Genomic DNA, 11,208 nt, shown 5'->3' with positions numbered 1-11,208 from the left:
CGCGCTCCGCGAGGACGCTGTTCATGCAGCGCCGTCTGCTGGAACTCCGTCCGCTGCTGCGCCTGAACGGCGAGGAGTTCGAAGCCTTCCTCTACCAGTCGCGCATGTACCCGTCGCTGAGCCGCTTCGCGCCGGGCAGCGTGGAGTACTGCGTGCCGCGGCGCGACATCACCGTCGGGCTGGCGATGAAGACGCTGCGCGAGCGCATCGAGCATGCCGCCGTCATCGCCGAGCTGGTCTGCCGCCTCAAGCGCGACGACGAGGAGGAGGGCGCGCTGTGCAACGACGACGAGGCGGTCGTCGCCACCGCCGCGATCCGCGACGACCTGCGCGAGGCGCTGGGCATGCTCGGCGTGTACGAGCAGGCGATCCGCGACGGCGAGCCGGTGATGCAGTACCACGAGCCGGTGGAGGACGAGGTCCGGTAAGCCGCGGGTAAGTCGGGGCGGAGGAGGATGCGCCTTTAACATCCGCATTTCCGCCCCGCTGCCCATGAATCGAATTGCCCTGGTCGAGGATCACGCCCGGCTGGCCGACCTGATCCGTCAGGCGCTCCAGTCTGCCGGCATCCCGACCGACGTTTTCCATGCGATGGAGCCCGCCTGGGTCGCGCATCGCGACGTCGGTTACGCCGCGCTGGTCATCGATCGGGGCCTGCCGGACGGCGACGGTCTGACGCTGGTCAAGCGCCTGCGTGCCGCGCATCAGGGCACGCCCTGCCTGATGCTGACGGCGCGCGACGCGCTGCACGACCGCATTGACGGACTCGAGTCCGGTGCCGACGACTACCTGGCCAAACCCTTCCCGATGGAGGAACTCGTGGCGCGCGTGCGGGCGCTGATGCGCCGGTCCGTGGCGGTACGGCCGCCGCGGGCGGTTTTCGGCGACATCGAGGTTGTGATCGAGGAAGCCTTGCTCGTGCGCGGCGAGGTCTCGGTGGCGCTGGCGCCGGCGGAGCTGCAGATCGCGATCGCGCTGGTGCAGCAGCAGGGGCGCACGGTCCGGCGCGCGGCGCTGGAAGCGGCGGCCTGGGGCCTGTCCGAGGCGGTGACGCCCAACGCGCTCGACGTCGCGCTGCATCGCCTGCGCAAGAAGCTGAACTCGCTGGGCTCGGCGCTGCGCATCGTCAATCTCAGGAATCACGGGTATGCGCTCCAAGATGCGGTGGCCGAATAGCCTGCGCAACCGTGTGCTGGCGGTGCTGGCCGCCAGCATGGTGCTGAGCGCGGTCCTGGTCGCCCTCGCGTCGACAGTGCTGTGGGAGCCTTTCTCGCGCTGGGTGCTGCGTCACCAGATCGAAGGCAACGGCCGATCGCTGGCGGAGCATCTCGAATTCGACGCCCAGGGCCAGCCGGTCGGCATCGAGGCGAGGGCGATCGAACCCTGGTTGTTCGACAGCCTGCGCAACGAGGTGATGCTCCGCGTGGCGGACGGCGAGGGGCGCGTCGCGTATGCCACGGACGGGGTGCTCGCCACGATCGCGCCGGCGGGAAAGGGCTTTGAACCCCGGCGGCAGTCGTTCGCCTTCCAGCGGCAGGGCATCGCCATGCATGCGGCGACCGTGCCCTTCGATCGCGCGGGGAAGCGGTGGTACGTGCAGTTCGCGGTGACCGACCGCATCGTGCTGCAGATGCGCGAATCGATCGGCTTCGACGTCTTCCGGCAGGGTGTGGCGGCGCTGGGCGCGACGTTCGTGCTGATCTTTCTGATCACGATCCACGTGGCCTTGCGGCAGGCGCTGCTGCCGGTGCGCGCGGCCTCCGGCGCCGCGCGTCGCATCTCGCCGAGAACCTTGGCCGAGCGCCTGCCGACGGCGGACCAGCCGCGCGAGCTGCGTCCGCTGGTCGAGGCCTTCAACGCGGCGCTGGACCGCTTGCAGGGCGGCTTCAAGACGCAGCAGGAGTTCCTGTCGAATGCCGCGCATGAGCTGAAGACGCCGCTGGCGCTGATCCGCGCGCAGGTGGAGCAGGCGGAGTCAGGCGCCTGGCGCGAGCAGATCCTGGACGACGTCGATCGCGTGGCGCGCCAGGTGCAGCAGTTGCTGCTGCTGGCCGAGGCCAGCGAGCAGCGCAACTATCGCGTCGAAGCGATCGATCCGACGCCGGCGCTGCGCGAGGTCTTCGACTTCATGGAACGCGTGGCCGCACGACACGACGTGACCCTCGGCCTGCACCTGAGCCCCTCGCTGCATTCCTGGCGCGTGGATCGCGGGGCCCTGTTCACGCTGCTGAAGAACCTTTTGGAGAACGCGATCCAGCACAGTCCGCGGGAGGGCGTGGTCACGCTGATGGCGGGACCGGACGGCTTCTCGGTCCTGGACCAGGGCAAGGGCGTTGCCGAGCAGGACCTGCCGCGCATCTTCGAGCGCTTCTGGCGCGGTGCCGACCGGCGGGAGCAAGGCGCGGGACTGGGCCTGGCGATCTGCACCGAGATCGCCGCGGCGCACGGCTGGCGGCTGAGCGCGCATCGGCGGGCGCCGGGGCCGGGCTTGGAGGTGCGTTGCGAGATGACGCCGATGGACGACGCAGATCCAGACCTTGCCGAGCCAACCGCGACGACTCGGCCCGAGTCTGCGCCGGCGTCGCCGAGCACGCCAGCGACGCCGTCTGATGCAGGATTCCAGACCGGCTACTCGCAAGCCTTACGGCGGGCGCTGTTCTGAAGACGCTCCGATGCGGACGCTCCGATGCGACTTGAAGGAGCCACGACCCGGCGCGCGCCGGGCCGCTTCATGGCTATGATCCCCGCGATCAAGGAGACAGACATGAAGACACGCTTCTGGATGGCGCTCACCGCGGGCGCACTTCTCTCCCTGTCGGCGGCGGCCCAGGAGGTCACGTTGACGCGGCTCGATTGCGGCAACGGGACCAACGACCCTCGGCGTTTCAGCGACACCTTCGCCTACACCGAGACGTCCAAGCCCTTCACCTTCAGCTGCTACGTCATCCGGCACGGCGCGGACGTGATGGTCTGGGACACCGGCTACCTGCCGGGTTCCGCGCCCAACGCGACCAACAAGCCGCTGGGTGACCTGCTCAAGCAGATCAAGGTCGATCCCGCCGACGTGAAGTTCGTCGGCATCAGCCACTTCCACGCCGACCACACCGGCCAGGTGAGCCTGTTCAAGAATGCGACGCTGCTGATCGGCAAGGCCGATTGGGAAGCCATCAACGCGACGCCGCCGATGGCCGGCGCGAACGCCAAGGGCTTCGCCGAGTGGATCGACGAGAAGCGCAAGGTCGATGCGCTGACCGCGGACAAGGACGTCTTCGGCGACGGCACCGTCATGGTCCTGCGCGCCCCGGGCCATACGCCGGGCCACAGCATCCTGCTGGTCCGCCTCAAGGAGATGGGCCCGGTGATCCTCAGCGGGGACTCCGTCCACTTCCATGAGAACTACGAACACGACGGCGTGCCCAGCTTCAACGACGACCGCGCGCAGACGCTCGCCTCGATCCAGCGCGTCAAGCAGATCGAGAAGAACCTCAAGGCCACGGTCATCATCCAGCACGACCCGCGCGACATCGGCAAGCTGCCGGCCTTCCCGGCAGCGGCGAAGTAACGGTCGACGAAGGAGCGCTCGAAGCGCTCCTGGCCTCAGCGGGCCGCTGCGGCGGCCCGCGCCACGTGCAGCTTGCGGTAGCTGTCGATCAGGCGGTGATGCCGGTCCAGGCCTTCCAGCTTCATGCTGGTCGGCGTCAGACCGTAGAAGCGCACGCTGCCGTCCGCTGACCCGAGCACGGCGTCCATGCGCTCATTGCCGAACATCCGGCGGAAGTTGGCGACGTAATCGTCCAGCGCCAGCTCGTCGTCCAGCAGCACCTCCAGCACCACGTTCACGGCCTGGTAGAACAGGCCGCGCTCGACGGTGTTCTCGTTGTATTGAAGGAAGGCGCCGACCAGCTCCTGCGCTTCCTCCAGCTGCCCCAGCGCGAGATGGATCTGCAGCTTCAATTCCTGGATCGTCAGCTGACCCCACACGGTGTTCTCGTCGAAATCGATGCCGATCAGCGTGGCGATGTCGGCGTAGTCGTCGAGCTCGCTCTCTTCGAGGCGCTCCAGCAACGCCTCCAACTGGTCATCGTCGAGTCGGTGCAGATTGAGCACGTCGGCCCGGAACGCCAGCGCCTGGTTGGTGTTGTCCCAGATCAGGTCTTCGACCGGATAGATCTCCGAGTAGTCCGGCACCAGGATGCGGCAGGCCGTCGCGCCCAGCTGGTCGTACACGGCCATGTAGGACTCCTTGCCCATGTCCTCGAGGATGCCGAACAGCGTGGCGGCTTCCTCGACGTTCGAGTCGGCGCCCTGGCCGGAGAAGTCCCATTCGACGAAATCGTGATCGGCCTTGGCGCTGAAGAAACGCCACGACACGATGCCGCTGGAATCGATGAAATGCTCGACGAAGTTGTTGGGCTCGGTGACGGCGTTGCTGGCGAAGGTGGGCCGGGGCAGGTCGTTCAGGCCTTCGAAGCTGCGGCCCTGCAGCAGTTCCGTCAGGCTGCGCTCCAGCGCGACCTGCAGGCTGGGATGCGCCCCGAAGGAGGCGAACACGCCGCCGGTGCGCGGGTTCATCAGCGTCACGCACATGACCGGATAGACGCCGCCCAGCGACGCGTCCTTCACCAGCACCGGGAAGCCTTGCTCCTCCAGGCTGCGGATGCCCGCGACGATGCCGGGGTACTTGTCGAGCACGGCCTGCGGCACGTCGGGGAGGGCGATCTCGCCTTCCAGGATCTCACGCTTGACGGCCCGCTCGAAGATCTCGGACAGGCATTGCACCTGCGCCTCGGCCAGCGTGTTGCCGGCGCTCATGCCGTTGCTGACGTACAGGTTCTCGACGAGGTTGGACGGGAAATAGACCGTCTGGCCGTCGGACCGCCGCACGTAGGGCAGCGCGCAGATGCCCCGCGCCACGTTGCCGGAGTTGGTGTCGATCAGGTGCGAGGCGCGCAGCTCGCCGTCGGGGTCGTACCAGGCGAGGCAGCGCTCGTCGAGCAACCCTTCCGGGATGGCATCGTCAGGACCGGGCTTGAACCAGCGCTCGTCGGGATAGTGCACGAAGGGCGCGTTGGCGATGTCCTCGCCCCAGAACACGCCGGCGTAGAAGTGGTTGTTGTTCAGGCGCTCGATGTATTCGCCCAGGGCCGAGGCGAGGGCGCTTTCCTTGGTGGCGCCCTTGCCGTTGGTGAAGCACATCGGCGAATGCGCGTCGCGGATGTGCAGCGACCACACGTTGGGCACCAGGTTGCGCCAGGAGGCGATCTCGATCTTGATGCCCAGGTTCGCCAGGATCGCCGTCATGTTGGCGATGGTCTGCTCCAGCGGCAGGTCCTTGCCCGGGATGTAGGTGGCGGCCGTCGCATCCGGATTCAGCGTCAGCAGGGCCTGCGCGTCGGCGTCGAGGTTCTCGACCTCTTCGATGATGAACTCCGGCCCGGCCTGCACCACCTTCTTGACCGTGCAGCGGTCGATGGAGCGCAGGATGCCCAGGCGGTCCTTCTCGGAGATGTCCGCGGGCAGCTCGACCTGGATCTTGAAGATCTGCTGGTAGCGGTTCTCCGGGTCGACGATGTTGTTCTGCGAGAGGCGGATGTGCTCGGTCGGGATGTCGCGGGTGACGCAGTACAGCTTGACGAAGTAGGCCGCGCACAGGGCCGAGGAGGCCAGGAAATAGTCGAACGGGCCCGGCGCCGAGCCGTCGCCCTTGTAGCGGATGGGCTGGTCGGCGATGACCGTGAAATCATCGAACTTGGCTTCCAGGCGAAGCTTGTCGAGAAAGTTGACCTTGATTTCCATGCGATGACTCTTCTGCGGGTTATCCAGCATTATCGCGGGCGTCATCTGCGACCCGGGTGAGACCGGGCCGGCGGATAGGATGGCCGGATGAGTTCTCCCGAGTCCTCCGACACCCGCCTGCGCGACCTCGCGCGCCTGCGGCGCGTGCGCGACCGCATCGACCGCGAGTACGCCCAGCCGCTGGACGTCGAGGCACTCGCGTCGGGCATCGGCATGTCGGCCGGGCACCTGAGCCGGCAGTTCCGGCTGGCCTACGGCGAGTCCGTCTACGCCTACCTGATGACGCGCCGCATCGAACGCGCCATGGCGCTGCTGCGCCGCGGCGACCTCAGCGTCACCGAGATCTGCTTCGAGGTCGGTTGCTCGTCGCTGGGCACCTTCAGCACGCGTTTCGCCGAGCTGGTCGGCGTGCCGCCCAGCGTCTACCGCCGCGACGCCGCGGCCGAGACCGAAGGCCTGCCGTCCTGCGTCGCCAAGCAGGTGACGCGTCCGATCAGGAATCGAGAAGCGCCGGAGAAGTCGTCCCCCTAGACTGCGTTCCAAGGGTCCGGAACCGGGCGGCGACGGCCGCCAAGCCCTCTGACATCAGTCATCTGGAATCACTCTTTTGGAGACAAGCATGGACATCACCATCCACTCGACCTTCCTGCCGCACACGGACGCCGAGGAGTCGCTGGCCTTCTACCGCGACGGGCTGGACTTCGAGATCCGCAAGGACGTCGCCTTCGGCGGCAACCGCTGGATCACGATCGGGCCGAAGGGCAAGCCGGACACTTCCATCGTCCTGTTCCCGCCGAACGCCACGCCCGGTCTCACCGACGAGGAGAAGCGCACCATCGCCGAGATGATGGCCAAGGGCACCTACGCGATGCTGCTGCTCGGCGCGAAGGACCTGGACGCGACCTTCCAGCGCCTGCAGTCGCGGGACGCGGAGATCGTGCAGGAGCCCATCGACCAGCCCTACGGTGTGCGCGATTTCGGCGTGCGCGACCCAGCGGGCAACATGATCCGTATCCAGCAGCTCAAGACCTGACCCCGGAGACGCGTATGCCCAGCACCACCGATCCGAAGAAGAAGCCCTTGACCGGCGCCGTGAAGCACTCTGCCAAGCACGCCGCGACGTACGTGGCGAAGAAGCCGGTCAAGCCGGTTGCCAAGAGCACCTTCAGAAGCGCCGCGACGAGCGACGACAAGGTCCCCGGCGTGGACGCTGCCAGGATGATCGATGCCCGCATCGCGGAGCTGGGCGACTGGCGCGGCGAGATGCTCGCGCGGCTGCGCAAGCTCATGAGAGAGGCGGTGCCGGGCGTCGAGGAGACCTGGAAATGGCGCGGCACGCCGGTGTTCGAGCACAACGGCCAGATCTGCACCGGCGAGACCTACAAGGAGGTCGTGAAGATGACCTTCGCGAAGGGGGCGAAGCTGGCGGATCCGTCCCGGCTCTTCAACTCGAGCCTGGACGGCAACGCGCGCCGCGCCATCGACATCCGCCAGGGCGAGAAGATCGACGAGGCGGCGTTGAAGGCGCTGTTCAAGGCGGCCGCGGCGCTGAACGACGCGGCCGCCAAGCCGAAGAAGGCCAAGCCGGCGGCTTGAGTCGCCAGGCTTGGTCCGTCAGCCTTCAGCCTTCAGTCGTTGAGCGTCAGCCCTGCTGGCTCGCGAAAGTCCTGCGGAACTCCGGTGCCGCGTCCTCGCGGGTGTTCACCTCCAGCATCAGGCGACCGGGCATCCAGCAGAAGAAGCGCGAGCCTCGTGCATGCGAGATGAGCTCGGTTTCCATCGGCACGCCCGCGCCGACCATGTCGGCGTGGATGCGTCGGAGGTCGGCCATCGTCGACACCTCGACGCCGATGTGGAAGTTGCCGGGCCAGTGGATGTCGCGATCGCGGGCGTCCTCGAGGACGATGTCGAGGGCGTCCTTCTTCACGACGCGGCTGCTGCCCATGGCGAGCACGGCAAAGCCGAGGAACTGCTCGAAGAACGCGGCAGTCGCGGGAACGTCGTGGGAGGGGAAGCTCAGATGGTTGAGCGTGGAACGGACCGTGGTGGTATGCGTGGTCATGGTATGCCTGTGCGCAAGCCGGCACGACGCCGAGGCGTCGGAATGCCAGTGGGGTTGCGCGTTGGCTGACGTAAACGCTTACGGCCCGATGCAGTCGAGAAAACTGCGGAGCGGTTGTGATCGTAGTGGCGCCGCGCACGCATGGTCAAGCGCGTCGAGAAGGCGCGGCGCGTCGACGTGCGATCAGCGGATGATCGTCTGCATCGGGCGGTCGCCTGCCTTCAACGATCCCGCCGCGCGGTGCGGAACGTGATCGACCAGCGCAGACGCTCCACCGGCGCGACGCTGTGCTGCCACGCCCAGCGCGCCGGACCTCGCAACGCGTAGATCGATCGCGGTTCGACGCTCACCTTGATGACGTCGCCTCGCTTGGGCGCATCGGGCGGGTAGGGCCGGAAGCGCAGCGTCGCGGAAGCGCCCAGCGACACGCCGAAGACCTCCTCGAAGTCGGGCACGTCGCGATGCCAGCCCAGCGGCGTCCCGGGCGAGTACTCGGCCACCAGCGCATGCACGAGCGCGTCCGGTGCAACGCCAGCCCACTCCGCGACGCGATCTCGCAGCGGCTGCAGTTCCTCGATGAGCGCCTGCGTCGGGCGCAGGCGGTTGGCGTCGTAGTCGAAGCTGCCGCCATAGCTGACGACGCGCCGTCGCGCGGTGTACTCCTTGTACTGCGCGGCCTCGAGCGGCAGCGAGCGGATCAGCGCGATCAGCGCGCCTTCCTCGTCCGGTGACAGGAAGCCCGAGCGATACGCCATGCCTTCGGGCAGCGCGTCGGCGGGCGGGTCGAGGTCGTCGAAGAGGCTGGACTGGTCCATGAGAAGCCGCTCAGCCGATCAGCCTCGCAGGTAGTTGTCCTTCACCCGGATGTAGTGCTCGGCGGAGTACTTCAGGTAGGCGATCTCGTCGGCGGTGAGTTCGCGCACGGGCATCGCGGGCCGGCCGATGTAGAGGTGGCCGCTCTTGAGCACCTTGCCCGGCGACACCAGGCTGCCGGCGCCCAGCATCACGCGGTCCTCGATAACGACGTCGTCCATCACGATGCTGCCCATGCCGATCAGGCACTCGTTGCCGATGCGGCAGCCGTGCAGGATGACGGAATGCCCGACCGTCACGTGGTCGCCGATGATCAGCGGCGAGCCTTCCGGCTTCTTCGGGTTCTTGTGCGAGACATGGCCCATCGTCAGGTCCTGCACGTTGGTGCCGGTGCCGATCACAATGCGGTTCACGTCGCCGCGCAGCACGGTGTTGCACCAGACCGAGCTGTCGGGGCCGAGGGTGACGTCGCCGATCACCTGGGCGGAGTCATGGACGAAGACGCGCTCGGCAAGCACCGGGGCGGTATCGAGATAAGGGGACAGCGGCATGGCAGGCGAGGGCGGGCAGCGGAACAAGAAGACCATTGTCGCGGCGTCGAAGAAGACCGTCGCGAAGCCTGCTGCCAAAACCGCCGCCAAGCCCGCGGTCAAACGGGCGACGAAGCCGGGCACGAAGCCCGCCGTCAAGGCGCCGCGCGAGAAGCGCCATCATCACTACGTCTACGTCGTCGAGCTCGCCGACCAGGTCTGGAACGAGCCGCGTTTCCGCAAGGCGAATCCGGACTACCGGCTCGGCATGCCTTTCGTCTACGTCGGCATGACGGGGCTGGATCCCGACCTGCGCTTCGACAAGCACAAGGCCGGCATCCAGTCCAACCGCTACGTCTTCGATTACGGCCTGCGCCTGCTGCCGCAGCTCTACGAGGTCTACAACCCGATGCCCTACGAGGCCGCGCGGGAGATGGAGGTCGAGCTGGCCATCGGCCTGCGCGAGGCGGGCTACGGGGTGTGGCAGGCCTGAATCGCAAGGCTGAATGGCTGGCCCGACACTGTTCCGATACAGCGCTGCGGCATGATGCTCCGGCCCTTCGTTCAGGAGTCGAGATGAGCGCCACGTCCCCCACCGCCGCCACGCCCGTGGCCCTTCCGACCTACGACGACGTCGAGGCCGCCGCCCGCCGCATCGAAGGCCACGCGCATCGCACGCCGGTGCTGACCTCGCGCACCGTCGACGAGCTGTTCGGCGCGCAGGTCTTCTTCAAGTGCGAGAACTTCCAGCGCATGGGCGCGTTCAAGTTCCGCGGCGGGTTCAACGCGCTGTCGCGCTTCACGCCGGAGCAGCGCCGCTTCGGCGTGGTCGCGTTCTCATCGGGCAACCACGCGCAGGCGATCGCCTTGTCGGCGCGCATCCTCGGCATGCCGGCGACCATCGTCATGCCCCAGGACGCGCCCGCCGCCAAGATCGCCGCCACGCGCGGCTACGGCGGCCAGGTCGTCCTCTACGACCGCTACACCGAGGACCGCCAGCAGATCGGTCGCGACCTCGCCGAGAAGCACGGCCTGACCCTGATCCCGCCGTTCGACCATCCCGACGTGCTGACGGGGCAGGGCACCGCCGCGAAGGAGCTGTTCGACGAGGTCGGTCCGCTCGACGCCGTCTTCGCGCCGCTGGGCGGCGGCGGGCTGCTGTCGGGCACGGCGCTGTCGACCCGCGCGCTGTCGCCCCAGGCGAAGCTGTATGGCGTCGAACCCGAGGCGGGCAATGACGGCCAGCAATCCTTCCGCAGCGGAACCATCGTCACCATCGACACGCCGCGCACCATCGCCGACGGCGCGCAGACGCCGCACCTCGGCGACATCACCTTCGCGCTGATCCGCCAGCATGTCGACGACGTCCTCACCGCCACCGACGCGGAACTGGTCGACGCCATGGGCTTCTTCGCGTCGCGGATGAAGATGCTGGTGGAGCCGACCGGCTGCCTGGGCTTCGCCGCCGCGAAAGCGATGAAGGACCAGTTGAAGGGCCAGCGCGTCGGCATCGTCATCAGCGGCGGCAACGTCGACATGGCACGCTTCTGCGAACTGGTCGGCGCCGCCTCGGCGGCCTGAGCGGGCGAGACAGGCGGTCCGGGCGCGACGAGCGCCCCGGGGCGCTTGGGCGGTCCGCGTGCTTTGGGCGGTCCGCGTGCTTTGGGCGTTCCGCGTTACCGCCCGTCACAGCTGCGAGGGACGCGAAGCCGTGCGCGTGACCTTGGTCAATGTCGCGGTCGGTGACGGATGCCCAGAATGCAATCGCCATCCGACTTCAGACAGCAAGGGGATCCTCGCGTGCAAGCCCATCTCATCGACTCCGTCGGCGCCGCCGGCAAGAACCGCAAGGCCGACGTCGAATCCGTACAGCGTCTGCTGACGGCCCGCCATCTCTATCGTGGCCGCGTCGACGGCCTGTGCGGCCCGCTGACGGTCGACGGCATCCTGCGCTTCCAGCGCGGCTTCATGAGCAAGCCCGACGGCCGTGTCGATCCCAACGGCGGC

The 11,208-nt window shown here is 67.7% G+C and carries 13 protein-coding genes and 1 pseudogene; 10 read left to right on the top strand and 4 right to left on the bottom strand.

The window, feature by feature from the left end; genetic code table 11:
- The 4 genes from VF536_RS13655 to VF536_RS13640 form a co-directional block, all read left to right on the top strand.
- A partial coding sequence (locus VF536_RS13655; RefSeq protein WP_331615398.1) for a hypothetical protein occupies positions 1-428 on the top strand: 428 nt, incomplete at its 5' end.
- 64 nt (positions 429-492) lie between these two features.
- Positions 493-1,176: a response regulator transcription factor gene (locus VF536_RS13650; protein ID WP_331615397.1), complete on the top strand. Its 684-nt coding sequence runs from the start codon at positions 493-495 to the stop codon at positions 1,174-1,176.
- Positions 1,160-2,662 (top strand): sensor histidine kinase, encoded by a 1,503-nt coding sequence (locus tag VF536_RS13645; RefSeq protein ID WP_331615396.1) that lies wholly within the window; start codon positions 1,160-1,162, stop codon positions 2,660-2,662. The genes VF536_RS13650 and VF536_RS13645 overlap by 17 nt, the downstream gene beginning before the upstream one ends.
- A gap of 102 nt (positions 2,663-2,764) precedes the next feature.
- A complete protein-coding gene (locus VF536_RS13640; RefSeq protein WP_331615395.1) occupies positions 2,765-3,562 on the top strand; it encodes an N-acyl homoserine lactonase family protein in 798 nt (265 codons plus the stop codon).
- A 35-nt stretch (positions 3,563-3,597) separates the two neighbouring features.
- Here the strand turns inward: VF536_RS13640 and VF536_RS13635 are convergent, their stop codons facing one another.
- Entirely contained in the window at positions 3,598-5,796 is a 2,199-nt protein-coding gene (locus VF536_RS13635) for an OsmC domain/YcaO domain-containing protein (RefSeq protein ID WP_331615394.1), read from the bottom strand.
- A gap of 87 nt (positions 5,797-5,883) precedes the next feature.
- Here VF536_RS13635 and VF536_RS13630 point away from each other — a divergent pair, with 87 nt between their 5' ends.
- From VF536_RS13630 to VF536_RS13620, 3 genes are all read left to right on the top strand, one after another.
- Positions 5,884-6,327, top strand: coding sequence for a helix-turn-helix transcriptional regulator (locus VF536_RS13630; RefSeq protein WP_331615393.1), 444 nt, complete (start codon positions 5,884-5,886; stop codon positions 6,325-6,327).
- Between the two features lie 88 nt (positions 6,328-6,415).
- Entirely contained in the window at positions 6,416-6,829 is a 414-nt protein-coding gene (locus tag VF536_RS13625; protein WP_331615392.1) for a VOC family protein, read from the top strand.
- Positions 6,830-7,014: 185 nt separating this feature from the next.
- Positions 7,015-7,392, top strand: coding sequence for a DUF1801 domain-containing protein (locus VF536_RS13620; protein ID WP_331615399.1), 378 nt, complete (start codon positions 7,015-7,017; stop codon positions 7,390-7,392).
- Between the two features lie 46 nt (positions 7,393-7,438).
- Here VF536_RS13620 and VF536_RS13615 read toward each other — a convergent pair whose 3' ends face one another.
- From VF536_RS13615 to VF536_RS13605, 3 genes are all read right to left on the bottom strand, one after another.
- On the bottom strand, positions 7,439-7,858 hold the full coding sequence (locus tag VF536_RS13615) for a VOC family protein (RefSeq protein ID WP_331615391.1): 420 nt from the start codon (positions 7,856-7,858) through the stop codon (positions 7,439-7,441).
- 221 nt (positions 7,859-8,079) lie between these two features.
- Positions 8,080-8,673, bottom strand: coding sequence for an alpha-ketoglutarate-dependent dioxygenase AlkB (locus tag VF536_RS13610; RefSeq protein WP_331615390.1), 594 nt, complete (start codon positions 8,671-8,673; stop codon positions 8,080-8,082).
- Between the two features lie 18 nt (positions 8,674-8,691).
- Entirely contained in the window at positions 8,692-9,222 is a 531-nt protein-coding gene (locus tag VF536_RS13605; RefSeq protein WP_331615389.1) for a gamma carbonic anhydrase family protein, read from the bottom strand.
- Positions 9,223-9,373: 151 nt separating this feature from the next.
- Here VF536_RS13605 and VF536_RS13600 point away from each other — a divergent pair.
- From VF536_RS13600 to VF536_RS13590, 3 genes and pseudogenes are all read left to right on the top strand, one after another.
- A pseudogene (locus tag VF536_RS13600) lies at positions 9,374-9,694 on the top strand (hypothetical protein); the annotation flags it as partial.
- Positions 9,695-9,777: 83 nt separating this feature from the next.
- Entirely contained in the window at positions 9,778-10,782 is a 1,005-nt protein-coding gene (locus VF536_RS13595) for a threo-3-hydroxy-L-aspartate ammonia-lyase (RefSeq protein WP_331615388.1), read from the top strand.
- Positions 10,783-11,001: 219 nt separating this feature from the next.
- Positions 11,002-11,208, top strand: a 207-nt coding sequence (locus VF536_RS13590) for a peptidoglycan-binding domain-containing protein (protein WP_331615387.1), incomplete at its 3' end; no start/stop codon positions are given.

Source organism: Roseateles sp., assembly GCF_036486225.1.
Taxonomy (GTDB): Bacteria; Pseudomonadota; Gammaproteobacteria; order Burkholderiales; family Burkholderiaceae_C; genus Roseateles.
Note: the sequence above shows the minus strand (reverse complement) of the source record. Positions and strands in the feature narration are given on the sequence as shown.